The following is a 22,759-nucleotide window of genomic DNA, read 5'->3' on the forward strand; positions in this document are numbered from 1 at the left end:
CTTATTAAAGAAATTCAATCAAATGGTTAATTCCTTTTGAAATTAGTTGAAAATTTTTTGGTTGGAAGAATGAAAATTTAGGAAAAGTAAGAACATAAGAATAGGTGATCTTATGTTTAGAATTGGTTCAAGAGTAGTGAAAACATCTTTAGGGAGTGCTGTTGCAATTTTTATAGCACAAACAATTGGTTTGAATTTCTACGCTTCTGCAGGGATATTAACGATACTTTGTATTCAACCTACAAAAAGGCGTTCAATTGAAACTGCTTTAAGAAGGTTTGCAGCATGCGTGTTAATCATACTTTTTTGCGTTGTTATTTTTCATTTAATAGGCTATAACCCAGTTGGAATTGGCTTATTATTATTATTTTTTATTCCAAGTTTAGTTTATTTTAATCTACAAGAAGGGGTCATTTCGAGTGCAGTTATCATGCTCCATTTATATAGTTTAGAAAAGATGACCTTTAAGATTATACTGAATGAAATCAGTATTATTTTAGTTGGAATTGGTATCGCTCTATTATGTAATCTTTACATGCCTAATTTAGAAGACCGAATAAAAACATATAAAGAAAAGATTGACGCGAAATTTTGTTATATTTTTGAGAAAATCTCTCATTTTTTAATCGTTCCAACAAAGAATTGTTATTTAGTAGAATATGATGAAACAGTTCAATTACTTGAGGAAGCAAAAAAAATAGCAAAGCTGGATATTGATAATCATTATGTTAAATCTTCGGATGACGAGGAATATGCTTATGTATTAATGAGAGAAAGACAGTTATTCGTTTTAAAAAGAGTGATTGAAACACTTAGTGTAATTAAGGTTAGTAATGGACAATCAACTATTTTAGCAAATTTTTTTAAGGATTTATGTTATTCAGTTAATCCAAAAGTTAGTGGAGTGATTTCCCTTCATCAATTGGAAGAAATATACAATATGTTTCGATCGATGCCATTACCCCAAACATCAGATGACTTTGAAACTAGAGCTGCAATCTTAACGATTATATATGAAATGGAAAGTTTTTTAGTCATGGAATCTAAATATAAAGAAAAATACTCTAATCGACTTAAAAAGGAGTAGATTTATTTGCTAAAACTGGTAATCTCATTCTTCTTAGTAGTTAATCCATTATGGCCATTAGGACAAAACCCAAGAGTTGGTGAGCCATTCATAATTATCAATAAAAAAATTAATCAGTTAGCTTTTATTGATGACGGGAAAATCCAAAAAATTTCGAAAGTAGCTACTGGAAAAACATCTGATCTAACACCGGAAGGTACATTTAATGTGACATTAAAAGCGAAATTTCCATATTGGAAAAAAAAGAACATACCTGGTGGAGATCCGAAAAATCCTTTAGGAAGTAGATGGATAGGTTTTGATGCTTTAAATACAGATGGATCAATATACGGGATTCATGGAAATAATAATCCTTCTTCAATAGGAAAATATATTTCAAATGGCTGTGTAAGAATGTATACAAATGATGTGAATGAACTTTATGATAAAACACCTTATGGAACAAAAGTGTATATTACAACGACAACTAAAACATTTGAAGAACTTGCCCGTGAAAAAGGTGCAATTCGATAAAAAAGGTTTCATTATCAAGATTAACATGTCTTGATGATGAAACCTTTTTGTGATTAAAGAAACGAAGAAATTCCAGCAAGTAATGTAGTTGCAAGCATCGAAACTAACATAATAATCACAACGAGTTTTTGTGTTTTTCTTCTCATCTGAAATTACCACCTTACAAATAAAATATATATTGAAAAAAATTAATTCTAAAAGTTATTCAATTCTTGTCCCATTTTAGCATAAGTATGATAGAAATGCATTTGAATTAAAGGAAAGGACAAGTAATGTTCACAATTGAAGATGATTTAACAATTTGTTTGAAAAATATAATCGAAAACATATATATAAAACTGTAAAAACCAAAAGGATTCGGATTGATTATAAAAATTTTCTCAAAAAGGAGAGTCTTCGGATGAATAAATACGATTCAATTTACGAGTTATATGAAAAAAAGTCTGAAGTTGAACAAGGTGGCGGATATGAACGAATAGCTAAACAGCATGAACGAGGAAAATATACAGCAAGAGAAAGAATCGATCTGCTGTTAGATCAAGATAGTTTCGTAGAACTTTACAGCTTTGTACAACATCGTTGTACTGATTTTGGAATGGATGAACAAAATGGTGCTTGTGACGGTGTTGTTACAGGTTATGGAAAAATAGATGGGCGGAAGGTTTTCATATTTTCTCAAGATTTTACTGTTTTTGGTGGGGCATTAGGTGAAATGCACGCGAAAAAAATAAGTCAGTTAATGGATATGGCAGTTCAATGTAAAGCACCGATAATTGGTTTAAACGATTCAGGTGGGGCACGAATTCAAGAAGGCGTTTTATCTTTAGATGGATATGGACATGTGTTTTATCGGAATACGATTTATTCAGGTGTAGTACCGCAAATATCTGTCATAATGGGTCCGTGTGCCGGGGGTGCTGTTTATTCTCCAGCAATTACTGATTTTGTGATCATGGTAAATGAAAGCAGTCAAATGTTTATAACTGGTCCAAAAGTGATTGAAAGTGTTACTGGTGAAAAAATTTCTGCTGAAGATTTGGGCGGTGCGAAAGTACATAATGAGATTAGCGGGAATGCACATTTTCAAGCGGGAAACGAGGAAGAAGCTTTACGTTTAGTTAGAAATTTACTTAGCTATCTTCCCTCGCATTGGGAAGAAAAGGCACCAATATTTGAACAAAATGAAAAAGATATAGAGGATTTATTAGAGCTTATCCCTGATGATGGTAGTAGACCTTATGATGTCAAAAAAATCGTAACAATGATCGTGGATAACGATACATTTTTAGAAGTGCAGAAAGACTTCGCGAAGAATCTGGTAGTAGGGTTTGCAAGGGTAAATGGAGAGGTGGTTGGATTAGTTTGTAATCAACCGAAAGTAATGGCAGGCGGACTTGATATTCATTCTGCAGACAAGGGAGCAAGATTTATTAGGTTTTGTGATAGTTTTAATATACCAATCATCACTTTCGTTGATGTAACGGGTTTTTTCCCTGGTGTAAAACAAGAGCATGGAGGCATAATAAGACATGGTGCTAAACTTTTATATGCTTATTCAGAAGCGACCGTCCCAAAAATAACTGTTATTACTAGAAAAGCATTTGGTGGAGCTTATGTTGCTTTAAATAGTAAATCAATTGGAGCGGACTTAGTATTTGCATGGCCTAATGCAGAAATTGCTGTAATGGGTGCAGCTGGAGCGGTGAATATACTTTATGGAAAAGAAATCAGTCAAAGTAAAAACCCCGATAAATTAAGAGCTGAATGGATGAACCAATATAAAGAAAAGTTTTCCAATCCATATGTAGCTGCGAAATACGGATTAGTTGATGATGTAATTGATCCTAGGCTAACTCGAATAAAGCTTATTCAATCATTAGAAGTATTAAAAACAAAAAATGAAAAGCGCCCAGCTAAAAAACATGGTAATATACCTTTGTAGACATTTTTTTACATATTCAAAACGGAGGCGTAACACATATGATTAATGAACAACGTTTAGTAGAAGAATTTTTAGAATTAGTACAAGTTGACTCTGAAACTAAGTTTGAAGCTGAAATTTCAAAAGTTTTAAAACAAAAATTAGAAGCTCTTGGTATGAATGTTTTTGAAGATGACACGATGGGTGTAACAGGTCATGGAGCAGGTAATCTAATCGCTACTATTCCTGCAACAAAAGAAGGTGTTGATGGAATTTTCTTCTCTTGTCATATGGATACAGTAACTCCAGGTAAAGGAATTAAACCTTCAATTGTTGATGGTAAAATCGTAACTGATGGTACAACTATTCTTGGAGCAGATGATAAGGCTGGTATTGCAGCTTTCTTAGAAGCTGTAAAAATAATTAAAGAACAAAATATTGAACATGGTGAAATTCAATTCATTATTTCAGTTGGTGAAGAATCTGGATTACATGGTGCAAAAGCAATGGATCCAAAATTAATTACGACTAAATTTGGATATGCATTAGATAGTGATGAGGAAGTAGGAAACATTATTGTTGCTGCGCCAACTCAAGCTAAAGTCATTGCAACAATTTATGGTAAAACTGCTCATGCTGGTGTTGCTCCTGAAAAAGGTGTATCAGCAATTACAATCGCTTCAAAGGCGATTGCTAGAATGCCACTAGGACGTATTGATGAAGAAACTACTGCAAATATTGGTCGTTTTGAAGGTGGAAGTGCTACGAATATTGTTTGCGATAAAGTGAGCATCTTAGCTGAAGCACGTTCATTAATCGGAGAAAAAATGGAAGCACAAGTAGCAAAAATGAAAGCAGCATTTGAAGAAGCAGCTGCTGAAATGGGTGGACGTGCTGAAGTCGAAGTTCAAATTATGTATCCAGGATTTAAATTCGGAGACGGAGACCACGTAGTAGAAGTAGCAAAACGCGCTGCAGAGAAAATCGGTCGTACTCCTGCATTACAACAAAGCGGTGGCGGATCTGATGCGAATGTATTCGCTGGTCACGGATTCCCAATCGTTAACTTAGCAATCGGTTATGAAGAAATTCATACAACAAACGAAAGCATGCCTATTAAAGAATTAGTAAAAACAGCTGAAATGGTTATTGCAATCGTAGAAGAAGTAGCTAAGTAATAGTAAAAAAGACGAAGTAATTACTTACTTCGTCTTTTTTATGGGTAAATATGGTAAAATTTAGTCAAGATGATTATATAAAGGTGAACAAAATGAATAAGGAAATAAACTATCTAAAAATTGAACCTACAAAAAGAACAAAGAAAGAAACGATCCTCATGTTTCATGGTTGGGGATCCTCTATTGATTCACAAGTTGCACTTGGAAAAGAACTATCAAACCTTGGATTTGCGATCGTGATACCTGAAATCAAATACCATGACTCAAGAGGTGCTTTGAAAAATCATTTTGATAAAGTAGTATTACAAAAATATTTTTGGAAAACAATATTTGAAAGTATTGATGAACAAAAAGAACTTTTATTTAACTTGAATTTAAAGAGTGAAGAAATCATTTTATTCGGAAGTTCAATGGGCGGTTTTATTGCGAGCGGCATGTTTTTTTCGAAGTTAGAATTCACTGGGTTAATTAATATTAATGGCTCAAGCTCCTTTATCGCAACTGAGTTAGACTTTAGAAAATTGGATAATAAAGAAATGATGAATAAGGATCAATTACTTCAATTTAAACACTATGATCCGAAATATAAGGAATTATCGCCTACTCAAAAGATTCTATTTATGCATGGCGAAAATGACCAAACCATTCCGATTGTCGGTCAAAATGAATTTTTATCTCATTACAAAAATTTATTTAATGAAAATCAGTTAGATTTTTTTACATATAAAGACGTTAACCACACAATTACAGTTGAAATGAAAAAGGACTTGCTAATGTGGTTAGCCAAGAATTATTAAAAAATCTGGGAAAAAAGATTTGAAGGGAGTATTTAAAAATGGGAGATTCAAATAAAGTGCTAGAAAGTAATTTACCAGCGGGCCTATCACAGCCTGCAATAAGAGCTTTAACAGCTGCTGGATACTTACAATTGGAGCAGTTCACTAAGTTAACTGAAGCAGAAGTCTTGAAGCTACACGGCATGGGGCAAAAAGGAATAGAAACAATACGTAAAGCATTAGCTGAAAAAGGACTTTCGTTTAAAGAGAAAGCTCTGTGAAATTCATATTAATATTTCGAAATAATATCGAGGTAGATTTGCGAGACTTCTTGCGGAAAAATGAACTAGCTAAGACATCACACTGAGATACGATTAATGCTAATCCATAGTACGTCCGCGGAAATGGATAAGATTTTAGTAGAAATCAATAACCTTCACTATCAGAATCTATGGGAAATAAAAAAAAGAACCATCATATGTTTTTTAATTGGTTCTTTTTTTTTTTGCTAAAACTCAGACTAAATTAATTGTTTTAGTCTGATATCCAAAAGTTGTTAGTTATTCTTCAGTTATTATTGTGGTATAATGTTCGATATCTATTAACATCTTTCTTATATAAATAACAGGCTCATTTCTAGAAAATTGTTGCTTTTAGGTTTCATAATTCTTCAAAGAGAAGTTGATTTCAATGGAAGGTGCGAGACTCCTGTGGGAGTAGCGGGAAAGCTTAGACCCCGCAGGCTTGCCGAGGAGGCTCAGCTCAAGCCCCACGGAAAGGGAGCATCCTGGAGTTGAAATCAACAAGCACATTCTAAAATAGCAACAACAAATACGAAATCGGCCAAATAAAAATAAGGGGGATACTTGTGGAACCGAACTTATCACCAATTAATCATAAAAAAGTTAAATACTATCTATCGGTTAAACAAAAGTTTTGGATTAGTCATTCTATATCTTTTGCTTGGTTAGTCTTTTCAATTTATTTGTCATTACCGTGGTTAGAAGATTTAGCTGATGTAGTTACCATGCCTGTTTCGATTTTCATCATTAGTGGAATCGCATATATACCAGGTTACATGAGTTCATTTTTAGTTGTTAGTTTATTATTTGATCGTCAGCCAACTTTTAAAAATGAGTCACCAACAGATCCAGTAACATTATTGATAGCTGCTTATAATGAAGAAGGAGCTATTTTTAATACAATAAAATATGTTGCTGAGCAAGATTATAAAGGTGATATTCATGTCATTGTGATAAATAATAATTCAACTGATGGCACAGATAAAGAAGTCATTAGAGCAAAAAATGAACTAAAAGCAAACATCACAATTTTGCATGAATCTAGACCTGGAAAATTTCATGCCTTAAATACTGGGTTAGAACATGTGAAAACACCTTACGTTATCACATTAGATGCAGATACTTTAATTCATCCCTCTGCAATCCGCTATTTAGTCTCACGAATTAAAAGTAGCCCATCAGATGTATGTGCAGTTGCAGGTTCGATGCTTGTTCGAAATAGCAGAGAAACGTTTTGGACGAAAATCCAAGAATGGGATTATTTCTTAGGCATTGCTTCGATAAAAAGATTACAAGGATTATATCAAGGTACTTTAGTCGCTCAAGGTGCGTTTAGTTTATATAGAACTTCATGTGTAAAAGAAGTAAATGGCTGGCCAGACGCAATAGGTGAGGATATTGTTCTGACATGGAGGTTGTTACAAAAAGAATGGAGAGTATTTTTTGAACCATTGGCAGTGGCATTTACGGATGCACCGAATACTTTAGGACATTTTGCAAAACAGCGTTCTAGATGGGCAAGAGGAATGGTAGAAGGTTTAAAAGAAATAAAACCATGGCATCAACCACAGGTTTATACAAAGTATCTAACTGGAATTAATTTAATGATGTTATATTTAGATTTGGTTTATTCTGTATGTTGGTTGCCAGGTCTAGTTTTAGCTTTCTTTGGTATAAATTGGATTGTTGGTCCAATGACTTTATTGGTCTTACCGTTAACCTTTATTAGCTATTCGATCCTTTATATGTACCAGAAACATTATGTATTTAAGAATTTGAATTTGAAAATAAGAATAAATAAAGTCGGATTTATTTCTTTTATTCTAATTTACCAAATGATTATGTCTCCAGTCTCATTATATGGTTATTTACAAGAGTTTTTTAAATTAAAACGAGTTTGGGAATAAAAAAAATCGTATCTAACATAAATAGATACGATTTTTTGATTTTATTTGAGTTTAAAGGTTTTCTTTTTTTGTGCTATCTAATTTTAATTTTAATTGAATATCTTGATCAGCGATAATATCGTCATCTTCTGCATTATCTCTAACAACCTTTTGCGTTAAAATTGATCCTACTGCAACTAATAACATCACAGCAATATAGTATCCTTTTTCATTAAGCTCCATATCTGCATTATATAAACCAATACAAAATAAGAATACACCTGCAACTAAAGTGAAATAAGCTAAAATTGTAAATGCTGGTGTGTTTCGTCGTCTGTGTTTCTGCATAAATAATCACTCTCCGTTTTAAAATCTTACTAAAGTAATATAGACCTTCGTATAATAAATAAATAATTTCAAATCAAAATGAAGTAAGTCTTATATTACCCAATTCATATTATAAAGGATTTATTAGGATTAGGTAATAAAATTCTAATAAATAAAATAATTATGACATTATGGCTATAGCTTAGACTTAGTTTTAATTCTTGTTTTTAAAAGGTTGTTTTCGTAAACTTTGTAGCTATAAAAAAAGTATTTCGTCGATTTCTACTTCAGCATGCTTGCTTTCCGTGGGGTCTCATTTGTCCCGCTACTCCCACAGGAGTCTAGCACCTTCCGTTCCAATCATCTTCTTCATTTAAGTTTTTTTAAGAACCAAAAACAACAATTTTAAAACAAAGAGCCTTTTAAAAAGAAGGTATTATTGGTTTGGAAATTTAATATGTAAGAAGGGCTTATAGTATTAGGAGTGGGAGATTATGGAACTATTAGTTGTGTTTAAAGTTTTTGGCTATCTTTTTCTGGCGATCTTTTTAGGATTCATTTCTATAATGGTTATTAGTTATTTTCAATCTATGAAAAAATTATTAATAGGAATAGATGAAAAGTTAGAATTGATGAATAAAAAATTGAAATAATGTTTTTAAAAATCTATTCTAAAGTGTGTTCTAAAATAAGTAGTAAATTATTTAAACCAATGCATATGTATTATGGAGAGGGGGGATCTATTTGGATTATAAGAAATCAGGTATAGGTGGAATTGTATTTGTTGGTTGTATGTTTCTAGGAGGTGGCTTAGGTTCACTGTTTAATGACCCGCACTCAGGATGGTTAATTGGAATGGGAGCGGGTTTTCTTGGGCTAGCCCTTACAAGAATTCTTGTAAAATAAAAAAAAAACCATTAATCAAATAGTGGATTAATGGTTTCTTTTTCATGATAGGAATCGATTTCTAATTTCTTTTGTTGGAATCATACATGTTACACTTGTTCCAAACATTTTATAACGATATTTAGCAAATAATTTATAGAAAAAATTACGAATAGGTAGTGGGATCACAATAAACAAGTAGAAAACTTTCGGCCAACCTTCAAGCTCTTTTAAAATATTCAGAGCTGCTGTTGACTCAGTCATTATTTTCCCATTTGAAACCAATATGACAGTATCAAGTTTCTTGAGTTCTGGTTTCGTTGATAGTAATTGTTCACCAAAAGATGATTGAAGTGACGCAAATCGGAAAATACCTTTTCGATCGTACTTAATAATCATTTGAACTGCACCATTGCAAAAATTACAAATACCATCAAATAAAATAATTGGATTCTCTTTCACAATTTTTCCCCTTATTTGTTATTCTTGATTCACCATATGGTATGCAACATTGCGTAAGTGCTGAAGTAATGGCTCTTTAATTTCTTCGTCTAAATCAACATCATCCATTGCTTTTGCCATGCAATCCAACCAATCATGAGCTAGTTCAATTGTTATTGGAAAAGGCATATGGCGAGCACGCATTCTTGGATGACCTCGTTCCATACTATAATATTGGGGACCACCAAGAAATTGTGTTAAAAATAGTTTTTGTTTACGAGCTGTTTCTTCCCAATCACCTGGGAAAATAATTGCAAGTCTTTCATGCTTTGAAACATATGAATAAAAAGTATCCACAAGCTCTTCTAATTTTTCTTTTCCTATATATTCATACATAGATTGATTTTCATTACTCAATTGTTACTACCTCCTATAATTTTGTAAATTCAAATGAAATTACATTTAAGTAGATAAAATTATTTTATCTTTTTTTAATGTGCCTGAGAAGCGATTAGTATACAAAGAATTTTACTTATATTTGTTAAAATGAAAGTTCCTATATTTAAGTATACATAAAAAAACCTATTTTTTAATAAAATAGGTTTTTTATTATCAACTAAAAACTAAATTTTATATTCTTAAGCATGGATTAATGTATCGATATCAATTTTCTTCAATTTAAGTAAGGACTTCAATCTTAAATGAATAGTCAACATATTTAATCTCTTTTCCTAAATATGATAGGATTATACTTATACGAGTATTTAATATTGGTTAGGTCTTAAAGTTATAGGAGGTGGAGATATGAATCAATGGGCCCCAAAAAGCGGAAGAGTTATTTTACACGTTGATATGAATTCATTTTTTGCATCAGTCGAAATTGCAAATGATCAATCATTAAAAGGTAAACCAGTTGTTGTTGCCGGAAATGAAAAGGAAAGAAGAGGAATCATTGTAACTGCAAGCTACGAAGCTCGTGCATTTGGAATTCGAGCAACAATGCCGTTATGGGAAGCTAGGAAGAAATGCCCTGAGATGATTGTTAAAACCCCTAATCATGAAACTTACCGAAAGGTTTCTAGACAAATCTTTGAAAAATTAGGCTCAATTAGTCCGAAAGTTGAAGTTGCATCAATTGATGAAGGGTATATCGATATTACAGATTGTGATCCCAATTTGGGGCATCCTATCGAAATAGCCGAAATGATTCAATCGATGTTATTAGACGAACTAGATTTACCTTGCAGTATTGGAATAGGACCTAATAAATTTCTTGCAAAAACGGCATCTGATATGAAAAAGCCACTTGGCATTACAGTTCTTCGGAAAAGAGATGTGCCAACTATCTTATGGCCAAGAAAAGTTGGGGAAATGAATGGAGTTGGAAATAAAACTGAAGAAAAATTGAATGGCATCGGTATCTATACAATTGAAGACTTAGCCAAATGCCAAGAAGATAAACTGCATGAACTACTTGGTATCAATGGGATTTCATTAAGAAATAAAGCAAATGGTATTGATGAACGAGAAGTGGATCCTAGCAGAATGCTTTCCTATAAAACAATCGGTCATTCTACAACATTTTCAATAGATTTATTTGAAGAGCCAATTATTGTTGAAAAGTTTGAGAGCCTTTCACTTCGTGTTGGTGAAAAATTAAAGAAAAAAGGATTAGTTGCAGATACACTAACGATTACAATGAGATTTGGAGATCGAAAAACGATAAATCGAAGTAAAAAACTAACCGCGCCAATACAAGAAGGAAAGGATATATTTAGAGAAGCAATTGAACTGTGGAAGAAACATTGGAATGGTGAAGCACTACGCCTCATTGGTGTGACGGCATCTCAATTGAATCCTAAAGATGAAGTTTCAAAACAACTTGACCTATTTTCGTTTGAAAAAGATGCGAAACAGGAACCATTAATTGAGACATTACATAAATTACAAAGTAAATTTGGGAAAGATGTAATCGGACTTGGAAGACAAAAAAAGAGGAAAATCGATCGAAATAATATTTTAGATATTTTGAAGTCAACAGAATAAAAAGCATTACTAAAAGAGGACCTTTCATATAAGAGGCCCTCTTTTAATTTCTTAATACCTGTATGAAGTTAGTAAGAAAACTCATTTTTTAGTCATTTAGTAGGGAAAATTACAAATTTTGTCGAAGTGAATAGAAGGGAAAAAATAATGCGTTTAAATATAAGTGTTTATTCAACTGAAAACTCATCTGAAACATAGGAGGAATCATTATGATTTCGAAAATGAAGTTGCTACAACCGAAGTATACATCTCAAAGAAATGTTGTATTCGCTAAAAATGGAATGGTTGCTACATCACAACCTTTGGCTGCTCAAGCGGGATTAGATATCTTGAAAAAGGGCGGTAACGCTGTGGATGCAGCTATTGCTACAGCAGCATGTTTGACAGTAGTCGAACCTACTTCAAATGGAATCGGTGGAGATGCATTTGCTTTAGTATGGATGAAAGAAAAATTATATGGACTAGATTCAAGTGGTCCAGCACCTCAAAATATATCCATTGAAGCATTGAAATCATTAGGATATGAAAAGATGCCTAAATTTGGCTGGATTCCCATTACCGTACCAGGAGCACCAGCAGCTTGGGTAGAGTTATCTAAGCGTTTCGGAAATTTAGCATTAAAGGAAGTTTTACAGCCAGCAATTGACTATGCGCGAAATGGGTACCCGATATCACCGACTTTAGGGAAGTTTTGGAAAAGGGCATATGAGATCTATAAGAAGGAACTAAAATCTGAAGAATTTGAATCATGGTTTGAAACGTTTGCCCCAAATGGTCGTGCGCCTGAAGTAGGTGAAATATGGTCTTCTTTGGATCATGCTAATACATTAGAAAAAATCGCTGAAACAAATGGAGAAGCTTTTTATCAAGGAGAAATAGCTGATAAAATAGTTGCTTCTTCGAATAAATATGGTGGTTATCTATCGAAGGATGATTTAACCAATTTTAGACCAGAATGGGTAAATCCAATTAGTGTAAATTATAGAGGATACGATGTTTGGGAAATACCACCTAACGGTCAAGGAATCGTAGCTTTAATGGCATTAAATATTTTAAAAAATGATGAATTTATCGAGAAAGAAACAGTTACTACATATCATAAACAATTAGAAGCAATGAAATTAGCCTTCTCTTGCGGTAAGGAATATGTTACTGATCCAAACTATATGAAGGTTACTGTTGAAGAACTGTTAAGTGAAAAGTATGGAAAAGAAAGATATTCAGAGATAAAAGAAACAGCGAATTTACCACATCCAGGGAAACCATCGAGCGGAGGTACAGTTTACCTTGCAACTGCTGATGGTGAAGGTAACATGGTATCATTTATACAAAGTAATTATATGGGCTTTGGCTCTGGTATTGTTGTCCCAGGTACTGGAATTGGATTGCAAAATAGAGGGCATGATTTTAGTTTGAATGAACATGATGCAAATGCACTAATTGGTGGCAAGAAAACATATCATACGATTATTCCAGGATTTTTAACTAAAAATAATGAAGCAATTGGACCATTTGGTGTGATGGGTGGATATATGCAACCTCAAGGTCATGTTCAAGTAATTATGAATAGTATCGATTTTCATTTAAATCCACAGGAAGCGCTAGATGCACCAAGATGGCAATGGATCGAAGGGAAAACGATTGAAGTTGAACAAAGTTTTTCAAATGAAATTGTTGAAGAATTAGTAAACAAGGGTCATGAGATAAAAATTGCTTCAGATAATGGTAGTTTTGGAAGAGGACAAATTATTTGGAAAAATAATGAAACTGGCGTATTAATGGGTGGTACAGAATCAAGAACAGATGGTAGTATCGCTAGTTGGTAAATTTGAAAAGGACTTGATTGAATGAAACAAAAGGATATATTTATAGCATTTTTTCGTAGTAGTATGCTTGGTTATGGTGGCGGACCGTCAACTATTCCTTTAATCTACAAAGAAGTGGTGGACACATTTGATTGGATGAAAGGTGAAGAATTTACTGAAGTATTAGCAATAGGAAATATGCTTCCAGGTCCAATTAATACAAAATTAGCGGGGTATATTGGATACCGAGTTGGTGGAATTCTTGGCATGATTACAGCGATTATTGCGACCGTTTTACCAACAATAATCTTAATGATCATTTTATTAACTTCATTATCTTCATTTAAGGATATAAAATGGGTGAATGGGATGAAAGAATCAATTGTCCCAGTTGTAGGCGTAATGCTTGGCGTATTAACATGGCAATTTTATAAAAGTGCAAAAAGTGGACTAAAAACTCCAACGATCATTATTCATCTAATTGTGGGACTTGTACTGATTCGATTTTTACATATTCATCCTGGGATCGTAATTGCTACACTATTACTATTTGCCATTTTACAGCCTGTAAAATCAACTTCCTCAAATGATTATCAACAAAAAAAGGGGAAAGTATGATGATTTATTGGAAAATTTTTATTTCATTTTTAATTACTAACTTATTAGGTTATGGTGGCGGGCCAGCAACAATTCCCCTTATCCAAAATGACGTAGTTAGCAGACATCATTGGTTAACACAGCAAGAGTTTCATGAAGCTTTTGCGATGGGAAACTCGTTACCAGGGCCTATTGCTACTAAAATGGCAGGTTTTATCGGTTATAAAGTTGGTGGAGTATTTGGTTCATTTATTGCTGTTTTAGCGACAGTTGTTCCTTCTTTAATTTTAATGATCGTATTAATGGGGATTCTTTATAAAAATCGAGAATCAATTCGAGTTAAACGAATGACCTCGTATGTAAAGCCAACAATCGTCGTTTTATTAGGATTACTTACGTTTGAATCTTTCGATGATTCGATTCATCAATCTGGTATGATACAAGTCATTTTTATAGCAGCATGTACATTTTTTCTAATGGAAAAATTAAAGGTTCATCCTGCAATTATTGTACTTGGCGCGTTAGTTTATGGTGCAATCAACCTTTAAAAACCAAAATCAATGATTTTGGTTTTTATTTTTGAGATCAAATGTTAGAATATTTAAATTTTTATGTGGTATGATGCTACTGATGTCATACAGTTATAAAACTAAATAAATGGTATTGGAGAAATGCTTTACATTACATTTTCATTTTAGTTTAAAGGGAAGGGAGTTTATATGGAAATTAAAAATCCAACTTTTAACTATGATAAACAGGGACAGGATTATTCAGGTCATCGAAAAACTGATCCTAGAATTGCTAAATATGTTTATGATGCACTTGGCGCTGCCAAAACCGTTTTAAATGTTGGAGCAGGTGCAGGGTCATACGAACCTGTGGATAAATATGTTGTAGCTGTTGAACCTTCAGTCGTTATGAGATCACAGAGACAACAAATGAATAAAGTGCCAGCAATAAATGGGAAAGCCGATTCACTACCATTTGACGATAATTCTTTTGATGCTTCGATGGCTATGGTCACCATTCATCATTGGCCAGATATAAAAAAAGGATTAAATGAACTTAGAAGGGTAACCAGAGATCAAGTAATTATTTTAACCTTTGATCCTGATAGATTAGAGCATTTTTGGAATGCTCAATATTTTCCTGAACTAATTGAAGTTGAGAAATTAAGATATCCCAAAATTGACTATATTACTGAATCAATTGGTGGAAATTGTGAAGTGATACAAATACCGGTACCTTTGGATTGTATAGATGGATTTCAAGAAGCTTTTTACGGTAGACCAGAGGCGTTTCTATCTAAAGAAATTCGAAATTCTCAATCTGCTTGGGGATTTTTACAGGAAGGTGTAGAAGAAAGACTCGTTAAAAATTTAGAAGACGACTTAAAATCTGGCGAGTGGGATCGAAAATTTGGAGATTATCGAACAAAACTAAGTTTTACATGTGCACTTAGATTAATTATTGCTAGACCTTAGCAAAAAAACCAATTAATTCATTTGAATTAATTGGTTTCGTCATCTTCTTTTCTTTCTTCATAATCCTTATCAAACCAAAGTGGATCGGTATTATCGATATCACCATTGTAATTAATAAGAATTTCTTCTCCTGCTTTTATGTCTTTATAAGCATAGAAGTCGAAAGTGTGATTATCAAAATTAATTTCGTAAGTTGCATTTGCATCATATGAATGGTTAAATAGCATACCATAACCTAAAAGCATTGCAGTATGATTTATACCATATTCAAATGCATAGTCAGCAAGCAATGTTTTCTCAATGTGTTCATGTTGATCGTTTGGATAAGCAATAACTGGAGCCTCATGTAATAGTTCACCTTTTGCAATGTCACGTTTTGCAAAAACGCCACGATTAAATTCTCCATCACTTAATGTAGAAGTTTTTATCTCTATCATAATTTACACCTTTATTTCTCTCTATGAAGTCTTTATAAATAGTTTGCCATTAATTAAGGAAGAATGCAATTTTTATTATTTTGGCTAAATGTTATTTACTTTATTTAACTGACTAGCATTATAACTCAATAAGACATGATATAATTTTAGGTAAATAAAGTATTATAAGAGGGAAATATGTTAAAATCTACAATTTTTCAGTCTATTATTTTTTCATTTACGATACATTTAATTATGAGGTTAAGTAACATTAAATTGTTACTTAACCTCATTCAAACAAAACCAACAGATGATTTTTCTTTTCAAGATAGTTATTTTATTACATACAATGGTATATTCGAAAATTACCCGATAATAGCTACTGTTTTTTGGCTAACAATTACTTTTATTGTAATTGCAATAATTTACATTATTGGAAAATGGATCTTTATTAAGTTTATTTACAATCTATTCAACTAACTCATGCGTTTTCTTACAAACATTAATTCTTGGTTTAGATATTGATGAGAATGTTTAATTAAGGAAACATTTAGCAGATATACTTGTTTCCAAAAAAGGAGTACCTTCTTTGAAAAGGCACTCCTTTTTCCTTTAGCTCTTACTACGCTAAAACTCGTTTATATAATCTTTTGTTGGAAGTCGTGCTCCAGCCTCCCGCAATCTTTCACTATTAGACTTATTTAAGTCTTCCAAAGTAAGTTGTATTTTGTTTATTGGCTTTGAGTCATTACTGGTCTATTTTCCTCTTATTAAGAATGCAAAAAAATCTGCAAAATGGGCTCACCTTGGTGTACTTTATACGACAATCTTTTATACATTGGTGGCTATTTTAAGCATACTCTTCTTTAGTCAAGGTCAGTTACTTCATAATGCTTGGCCAACCTTAGTCATGACCAAAATAATTGAATTTCCTTTTATCGAAAGATTTGAAAACATTTTTATATTTTCATGGTTATTTGTTGTAGTACCAACAATGTGCTTACCAATCTGGTGTACAACTCGAATTGTAAAAAAAATAGGTAAAGTGAAACCACGCATACCATTAGTCATTTCAATAGTAACAATGATAATTGTTTCATATTTTCTCGATACACCTTCTAAAGTTCAGTTGTTTAGTAAAAGTGTAACGAATATAGGATTTTATTTTATGGTTGGTTATATTCCTGCATTATTCTTTATTACATTCATTATTAGAAGACTTAAAAAAATAGTGGTTTAATTTAAATTAGAAAACAACCTTAAGTTTATAGTTAAGGGTGTTTTTTTTTGTCGAAAATTTGTTCTAAAATTAATCTGACTATTTAAAAAGGATATTAATAAAATAATACGAATAATCAATGTGAATGATAAAATTTTGAAACAAAAGAAGGTGTATAAGTGAAATATAAAAAAGTTCTTATACTGTTCTCGATTATTATAGTTATTTTTTTAGGTTTTCATTTTAGTAAAATAAGTAAGATTAAAACTATAACTTATCAAAGCTTAACAGAATATGAGAAAGTTGATGTAATTAAAAATAGTGTGAGCATAAAAAAAATTCATTATTTACCTACTTATGCTACTATTAAAGACGAAAAATATAGTAATGAAAATCTTTATTCAGTGACTTATAAAACAAAGAGCAATCAAGAGGATTTTGTATACTTTGTGGATAGTAAAAAAGAGAAAGTAATAGGGGGAATATTGAGAAAATAATTAATAACTTTTTTATAGAAATGTTTAAAAATTTTAAGTCTTCTTTTCGAACTAACGTAATCGTTATTTAGACAACACTGAATTTTGATTTCTAAAATATCCTAAAAATATAAAATTTGCTTGTTCAACTAACACATATTTTAGTTAAACAAGGAAGTTTGTAGGGAATTGTAGAATATTAAAATACAGTCAATAATATCGGTTTCTCAGCTGAAGTATCCAATTTGTAAGGAGTGACTACGAATGCGTATCGAAAAAGAGAAAATATACCCTAATTGCCCAATTATCACCAGAACTGTAGAGGTTGGCGGACTTACGAAATCGCAGCTTATCCAAAAATTGCAACAATACTCAATCTTGATGAATGAGTCTGGAGAAAGACTATTAGCTGATGATAAATTTACGACCTCTGATACAAAGTACAGCCTGCAGACCGTTGAACTAACCGTTGGTGATCTTGGCTTTCCTGATGGGGCTACTACGAGCCAGGTTTTTAATAGAGCGAGCGATCTTGGATTGGAATTGTGCCCGGTTGAGTTAGGACCTTATCTAAGACTTGAGTATCTCGATCAGCCTGAAGGTTATTCAGGGAATCCTATAAAGCGACATCAAGCTCCATCAGGCTCAATCACAATTGCATCGAAGATACTAACTGAAGATTATGATTTTCCAAAAGGGTTTTATCTTAGAAGAATTGACGGTGAGTTGTGGCTGCGCGGATACCGTGCTGATCATCTTCACGTTTGGAATCCTGATGATCATTTGATCTTTTGTCGAACATAATAGAATTTGAAGTAGTGATAAATTACCTAGGTCGAAAAAAATGGCAGTTAACAAACCTAAATCACTATTGGAAAGCTTTAGTCAATTTTACGAAATTGTATTAGATCCGATATTAATATGAGAAGTTTGAAAATTGTTAGAAAAAGTATTATCCACTTTTGTTCAATTAAAGGGTACGTTAGTAGAAAAAAACTTAGAAGCTAAAATCAGTGTTTAAAATTTATGAATCTGGTAGTTTACTCATTGGAAATTGAATAGAAGTGTAAAAAGGCTGTCTAGATATAGATAGCCTTTTTACACTTCAATATTCTATTTTAATTAACAGAGCCTTATATTAAAGAAAATTTGGGTTTTTTTCAAAAGTAAGTTTACTATTTCATGTGGATATTTAAATACCTTTTGATTTTTCACTTCCATTTCGACACCAATTTGCAAAGTGATCACAGTTGTTAGTGATAAGATTGTATTCATTTTCATTAATTCTTTCCATAGCTCTATTAATAACAGTTTCTATAGGATATAGTAAAGGACTATTTTCTTTTCTAATAAGGACTTTAAAAACCCTGCAATATTTTTTAAACACTTTTATATCTTCAACTTTTACACCTTTATTTCGGTAGTGTATTACTTTTTGGTCGCCTAGATAAATTCCATGGTGTGTATATACTCCTCTACGAACAACAATATGATCGCCGCGAGATAAATCTAAAACATCGTATTCTAATTCAAGTTTCTTGTATAGTACTCTAGCTTTTTTTGAAATCTTTTGTTTTTTAGGAACTGGCATAAAAACATTAGCAATGGATTTTCCAATACGATCAGTTGTTTCAATCACATTTCCAAGAAAAGGATTTTCATTTTTAATTGTATCTTTTATATCGTTTCTCAATATTTTAAAATCCTTTTTAGTTTCTTCATGTAAATCTTTATGTTTCGTTGCTCTGCTTTCAATAATCCATTTAATACTTTCGATTACACTCACTATAATTCTCCTTATTTTTATAAACTTTATAAAGGTTTGGGTCGTTATATTAATTACAATGATATAAAAAAAGTATAGAAATAGAAACGTTTTAGTTAATAATTCTTTTTAGAAAATAATGTATTTGAAGAGAATAAATTCCAACCTATAATATTTTAAAAATGAATGATTGAAACTTTATTAAAAACTAACAGAGAAACAACATATTAATTTAAGGTTCAGTATATAAATTAAAAGTAACATGATGATTTAAAGAAGGGAGGGCTATGTCCTCCTTTTTCAATTGGTTCCATAAAACTCCAAAATGAAAATGATAAAAATGAATAGTTCATATCAATTATAAAAAATAGTAGTGGAAATTATTCAACAAAATGGCAGATTAGTTGAAAAAGAAAATATGTTAATAGTGGAAAGCAAACGCGAGTGGATTGTTGATTTGCTGTCGTTTATTTGAAGCCCAAGTCATACACTATTTTTAAGGGTTAATCTGATTAGTTCCATAAAAAAGGAGCGTTATGATGACAAACGGAAGTATTAATCAAGATAGCGGAAATGTGCCACAACCTATCCGTAGTGATGGAGCTGGAGCAATTGACTCCGGCCCGCGAAATATTATGCGTGATTTGCAAAACCCAGATATGCTCGTCCCTCCAATTACAGATGCGGGTTTAGTTCCTAACTTAAAATTCTCATTCTCAGATACTTCAATGACATTAAATAACGGTGGATGGTCCCGGGAAGTCACCGTTAGGGAACTTCCCATAGCGACGACTCTAGCAGGAGTAAATATGTGCTTAACTGCTGGGGGAGTGCGTGAACTCCATTGGCATAAAGAAGCAGAATGGTCTTATATGTTGTTAGGACGGGCACGTATTACCTCAGTTGACCAACAAGGTCGAAATTTCATTGCGGACGTTGGCCCAGGTGATCTTTGGTATTTTCCTCCGGGGATTCCGCATTCGATTCAAGGTTTGGAGCATTGTGAATTTTTACTAGTCTTTGATGACGGAAATTTTACCGATCTATCCACCTTATCCATTTCTGATTGGTTTGCACATACGCCAAAAGATGTTCTGTCGGCCAATTTTGGAGTACCAGAAAGTGCTTTTAACTCTATTCCTTCAGATCAAGTATATATTTATCAAGGTGAAATACCCGGATCGCTTGAAAGTCAGGAAATCCAGTCGCCCTTTGGAGAGGTTCCTCTAAGCTTCAAGTACGAGTTGTTGAAACAGACACCAATTAAAACGCCTGGTGGTAGTGTAAGAATTGTAGACTCTACTAATTTTCCCATTTCAAGAACAATCTCAGCGGCACTTGTTGAGATTGAGCCAGGTGGAATGAGAGAACTTCATTGGCATCCAAATAACGACGAGTGGCAGTATTATCTCACCGGACAAGGGAGAATGACTGTATTTATGGGAAACGGTGCAGCACGTACATTTGATTATAGAGCTGGAGATGTCGGATATGTCCCCTTTGCAACTGGACACTATATTCAAAACACCGGTACCGAAACGTTATGGTTTTTAGAAATGTTCAAAAGCGATCGTTTTGAGGATGTATCGCTGAATCAATGGATGGCACTGACTCCCAAGGAATTAGTTCAAAGTAACTTAAATGTTGGATCGGAATTACTCGATTCTTTGCGCAAGGAGAAATGGCCTGTTGTAAAATATCCAGGGTTTTCTTACTTCCAAAATAACAGGTAGATAAGTTTAAATATAATGTACAAATTAAGGATAAGAGAATTATTTTTTATTCGATAATTACAAAACGATGGGCTGCTTCGGTAGTCCATTTTTTCTGAACAAGGGATTTGAAAATTAGTGTCGAATAGTAGAATAAATGGAAAATTTTGGGTTTAAAAATATGGTTAAGAATTTGCATTTGAAAATTTGATAGCTTTCTTTCTCTTTTTAATAGGGGAAATAATGCTATAAAACAACTCCAAGCTATTCAATTATCTGGTTTGTTAACCAAATAGTGAAAGAACGACACATTTAATAGTTATAACTAACTTATTAGCTTGTTCAATAGTGTTGTTAGTGTTTTCACCTATTTAAGGTCTAATTAAAAAATAAATTCAGGAGGGTAAAGAAGGAATGTTAAGTTTTGTTGGAGGTCTATTGTTTTTAATTCCAGTGTTAATCATAGCTGTTATTGGAGGTGTAGGATATTTTTTTTGGATAAGATATCGTTACCGAACAGCAAAGTCCAATCAAGCGTTAATTATTACAGGTCCAAAGTTAGGTGATCCTGAGAAAGAAACGAATATCTTTACAGATCAAGAAGGACGTTCAATGAAGATTATTAGAGGTGGAGGATACCGTTTAAGACGTTTCCAAACATCAACACCTGTTAATCTTACATCCTTTCAATTAAAGTTATCGACTCCAAGAGTTTATACAAATGGAGGCGTTCCAATTGTTGCTGATGCAGTAGCGATGGTTAAGGTCGCGGATACTTTAAATGGTATTGCAAACTATGCAGAACAGTTTTTAGGTAAGAAACAAGAAGAGATTGAAGCTGAAATCATAGAGGTGCTTGGAAGTAATCTACGTGCTATCCTTTCTAAAATGACTGTAGAAGATATTAATAGTAACCGAGAGAAATTTAATCAGGATGTATCTGAAGTTGCTCAAAAGCAACTCGACTTAATGGGCTTTAAAATTACCTCATTAGGTCTTACAGACTTACGTGACGCTGATGAAGAGAATGGCTACTTAAAAAACTTAGGTAGACCACGAATTGCTGAGGTTCGTAAGCTTGCAGAAATCGCTGAAGCAAACAGTGAGCGTGAAACTCGTATACATATAGCACAGACTGACCAAGAAACTAAAGAAGAAGAATACAAACGACAAATTGCGATTGCAGAATCTAAAAAGGAGAAGGATATTAAGGACGCAGCCTTCAAAGAGGAAACCGAGCGTGCTCGTGCAAAATCAGAACAGTCATACGAATTAGAAAAAGCTAAACTAGCGAAAGAAGTAAAAGAAGAGGAATTACTACTTAAATTCCTAGAACGAGAACGAGCAGTTAAGTTAGAGGAAGAGGAAAGTAAAGTGCGTAAAACAAAAGCTGATGCAGAATACTATGAAACTACTCGTAAAGCCGAAGCAGAAGCTCGTAAAGCTGAGATTGATGGAGAAGCAAAAGCTAAGATTCGTAGGGAAGAAGGTTCTGCCGAAGCGGATGTTATTCGTGAACGCGGTAAAGCAGAAGCAGAATCTCGTAAGTTATTAGCTGAAGCGACAGAAAAACACGGTGAAGTTATCATCACTGAAAAATTAATCGAAATGCTACCTATTTTTGCTGAAAAAATTGCACAACCATTAAATAATATTGAATCAGTTAAGATTATTGATTCAGGTAATGGACAGGGGATCCCTTCTTTCGGGAAGAGCATTACAAAAACAATGGTTGAAATGCAAGAGCCTTTAAAAGAAATAACAGGGATTGATGTAGCAGAATTGTTAAAGTCATATGTATCTAGGTCTAATGGTTATATAAATCATACTGTCTTACCTGAGAATAGTTCAGAGAATGGCAAGACTGATGAAACTAATTTAAACGCTTAAAAAATAATGAGTTAGCATGTGTAAACTGGATTG

24 protein-coding genes and 1 pseudogene are annotated in these 22,759 nt (G+C 32.8%); 19 read left to right on the forward strand and 6 right to left on the reverse strand.

What is annotated here, in order from left to right; translation table 11 throughout:
• Positions 1-112: 112 nt before the first annotated feature.
• A complete protein-coding gene (locus B7R65_RS15025) occupies positions 113-1,087 on the forward strand; it encodes an aromatic acid exporter family protein (protein WP_088043610.1) in 975 nt (324 codons plus the stop codon).
• Positions 1,088-1,600, forward strand: a complete 513-nt coding sequence (locus tag B7R65_RS15030) for a L,D-transpeptidase (protein ID WP_088043611.1) — start codon at positions 1,088-1,090, stop codon at positions 1,598-1,600.
• Between the two features lie 53 nt (positions 1,601-1,653).
• Here the strand turns inward: B7R65_RS15030 and prli42 are convergent, their stop codons facing one another.
• Positions 1,654-1,746: a stressosome-associated protein Prli42 gene (gene prli42, locus B7R65_RS21370; RefSeq protein ID WP_179194890.1), complete on the reverse strand. Its 93-nt coding sequence runs from the start codon at positions 1,744-1,746 to the stop codon at positions 1,654-1,656.
• Positions 1,747-2,000: 254 nt separating this feature from the next.
• Between prli42 and B7R65_RS15035 the strand changes: the two genes are divergently transcribed.
• The 5 genes from B7R65_RS15035 (at position 2,001) to B7R65_RS15055 (ending at position 7,684) form a co-directional block, all read left to right on the forward strand.
• A complete protein-coding gene (locus B7R65_RS15035; RefSeq protein ID WP_088043612.1) occupies positions 2,001-3,542 on the forward strand; it encodes an acyl-CoA carboxylase subunit beta in 1,542 nt (513 codons plus the stop codon).
• Positions 3,543-3,580: 38 nt separating this feature from the next.
• Complete coding sequence (locus B7R65_RS15040; RefSeq protein WP_088043613.1) at positions 3,581-4,699, forward strand: M20/M25/M40 family metallo-hydrolase; 1,119 nt, start codon at positions 3,581-3,583, stop codon at positions 4,697-4,699.
• 92 nt (positions 4,700-4,791) lie between these two features.
• Entirely contained in the window at positions 4,792-5,496 is a 705-nt protein-coding gene (locus B7R65_RS15045) for an alpha/beta hydrolase family protein (RefSeq protein WP_179194891.1), read from the forward strand.
• Positions 5,497-5,534: 38 nt separating this feature from the next.
• Positions 5,535-5,756, forward strand: coding sequence for a helix-hairpin-helix domain-containing protein (locus B7R65_RS15050; RefSeq protein WP_088043615.1), 222 nt, complete (start codon positions 5,535-5,537; stop codon positions 5,754-5,756).
• Positions 5,757-6,343: 587 nt separating this feature from the next.
• Positions 6,344-7,684, forward strand: coding sequence for a glycosyltransferase family 2 protein (locus B7R65_RS15055; protein WP_088043616.1), 1,341 nt, complete (start codon positions 6,344-6,346; stop codon positions 7,682-7,684).
• A 51-nt stretch (positions 7,685-7,735) separates the two neighbouring features.
• Here the strand turns inward: B7R65_RS15055 and B7R65_RS15060 are convergent, their stop codons facing one another.
• Positions 7,736-8,011, reverse strand: a complete 276-nt coding sequence (locus B7R65_RS15060) for a YiaA/YiaB family inner membrane protein (RefSeq protein ID WP_088043617.1) — start codon at positions 8,009-8,011, stop codon at positions 7,736-7,738.
• Between the two features lie 473 nt (positions 8,012-8,484).
• Here B7R65_RS15060 and B7R65_RS21375 point away from each other — a divergent pair, with 473 nt between their 5' ends.
• On the forward strand, positions 8,485-8,643 hold the full coding sequence (locus tag B7R65_RS21375; RefSeq protein WP_179194892.1) for a hypothetical protein: 159 nt from the start codon (positions 8,485-8,487) through the stop codon (positions 8,641-8,643).
• Between the two features lie 91 nt (positions 8,644-8,734).
• Positions 8,735-8,896: a hypothetical protein gene (locus B7R65_RS21380; protein WP_179194888.1), complete on the forward strand. Its 162-nt coding sequence runs from the start codon at positions 8,735-8,737 to the stop codon at positions 8,894-8,896.
• A gap of 42 nt (positions 8,897-8,938) precedes the next feature.
• Here B7R65_RS21380 and B7R65_RS15065 read toward each other — a convergent pair whose 3' ends face one another.
• Entirely contained in the window at positions 8,939-9,337 is a 399-nt protein-coding gene (locus B7R65_RS15065; RefSeq protein ID WP_256941340.1) for a thiol-disulfide oxidoreductase DCC family protein, read from the reverse strand.
• An 18-nt stretch (positions 9,338-9,355) separates the two neighbouring features.
• Entirely contained in the window at positions 9,356-9,733 is a 378-nt protein-coding gene (locus B7R65_RS15070; RefSeq protein ID WP_373419589.1) for a globin domain-containing protein, read from the reverse strand.
• A 387-nt stretch (positions 9,734-10,120) separates the two neighbouring features.
• On the opposite strand from B7R65_RS15070, the gene B7R65_RS15075 reads away from it, so the two are divergent.
• The 5 genes from B7R65_RS15075 (at position 10,121) to B7R65_RS15095 (ending at position 15,248) form a co-directional block, all read left to right on the forward strand.
• Positions 10,121-11,362, forward strand: a complete 1,242-nt coding sequence (locus tag B7R65_RS15075) for a DNA polymerase IV (RefSeq protein ID WP_088043619.1) — start codon at positions 10,121-10,123, stop codon at positions 11,360-11,362.
• Positions 11,363-11,583: 221 nt separating this feature from the next.
• On the forward strand, positions 11,584-13,188 hold the full coding sequence (ggt, locus tag B7R65_RS15080) for a gamma-glutamyltransferase (protein ID WP_088043842.1): 1,605 nt from the start codon (positions 11,584-11,586) through the stop codon (positions 13,186-13,188).
• Positions 13,189-13,209: 21 nt separating this feature from the next.
• Entirely contained in the window at positions 13,210-13,785 is a 576-nt protein-coding gene (locus B7R65_RS15085; RefSeq protein WP_088043620.1) for a chromate transporter, read from the forward strand.
• Positions 13,785-14,312, forward strand: a complete 528-nt coding sequence (locus B7R65_RS15090) for a chromate transporter (protein WP_088043621.1) — start codon at positions 13,785-13,787, stop codon at positions 14,310-14,312. The genes B7R65_RS15085 and B7R65_RS15090 overlap by 1 nt, the downstream gene beginning before the upstream one ends.
• A 171-nt stretch (positions 14,313-14,483) precedes the next feature.
• Positions 14,484-15,248, forward strand: a complete 765-nt coding sequence (locus B7R65_RS15095) for a class I SAM-dependent methyltransferase (RefSeq protein WP_088043622.1) — start codon at positions 14,484-14,486, stop codon at positions 15,246-15,248.
• A 26-nt stretch (positions 15,249-15,274) separates the two neighbouring features.
• Here B7R65_RS15095 and B7R65_RS15100 read toward each other — a convergent pair whose 3' ends face one another.
• Complete coding sequence (locus B7R65_RS15100; protein ID WP_088043623.1) at positions 15,275-15,685, reverse strand: SET domain-containing protein; 411 nt, start codon at positions 15,683-15,685, stop codon at positions 15,275-15,277.
• A 676-nt stretch (positions 15,686-16,361) separates the two neighbouring features.
• On the opposite strand from B7R65_RS15100, the pseudogene B7R65_RS15110 reads away from it, so the two are divergent.
• The 3 genes and pseudogenes from B7R65_RS15110 to B7R65_RS15120 all read left to right on the forward strand — a co-directional run.
• A pseudogene (locus tag B7R65_RS15110) lies at positions 16,362-16,904 on the forward strand (GerAB/ArcD/ProY family transporter); the annotation flags it as partial.
• A 158-nt stretch (positions 16,905-17,062) separates the two neighbouring features.
• A complete protein-coding gene (locus B7R65_RS15115) occupies positions 17,063-17,380 on the forward strand; it encodes a hypothetical protein (protein WP_088043626.1) in 318 nt (105 codons plus the stop codon).
• Between the two features lie 243 nt (positions 17,381-17,623).
• The gene (locus B7R65_RS15120; protein ID WP_088043627.1) at positions 17,624-18,163 is read left to right on the forward strand and encodes a helicase; all 540 of its coding nucleotides are present in this window, start codon (positions 17,624-17,626) and stop codon (positions 18,161-18,163) included.
• A 388-nt stretch (positions 18,164-18,551) separates the two neighbouring features.
• On the opposite strand, the gene B7R65_RS15125 is transcribed toward B7R65_RS15120, so the two are convergent.
• Positions 18,552-19,145 carry a lecithin retinol acyltransferase family protein gene (locus B7R65_RS15125; protein ID WP_088043628.1) on the reverse strand — a complete coding sequence of 198 codons (594 nt, stop codon included), beginning with the start codon at positions 19,143-19,145 and terminating at the stop codon, positions 18,552-18,554.
• A gap of 518 nt (positions 19,146-19,663) precedes the next feature.
• Between B7R65_RS15125 and B7R65_RS15130 the strand changes: the two genes are divergently transcribed.
• Entirely contained in the window at positions 19,664-20,857 is a 1,194-nt protein-coding gene (locus B7R65_RS15130) for an oxalate decarboxylase family bicupin (protein ID WP_088043629.1), read from the forward strand.
• A gap of 393 nt (positions 20,858-21,250) precedes the next feature.
• Positions 21,251-22,726: a flotillin family protein gene (locus B7R65_RS15135; protein WP_088043630.1), complete on the forward strand. Its 1,476-nt coding sequence runs from the start codon at positions 21,251-21,253 to the stop codon at positions 22,724-22,726.
• The last annotated feature ends 33 nt before the right edge of the window (positions 22,727-22,759 follow it).

Origin of the sequence: Bacillus sp. EAC, assembly GCF_002156875.1 — a bacterium.
GTDB lineage: Bacteria > Bacillota > Bacilli > Bacillales > Bacillaceae_G > Gottfriedia.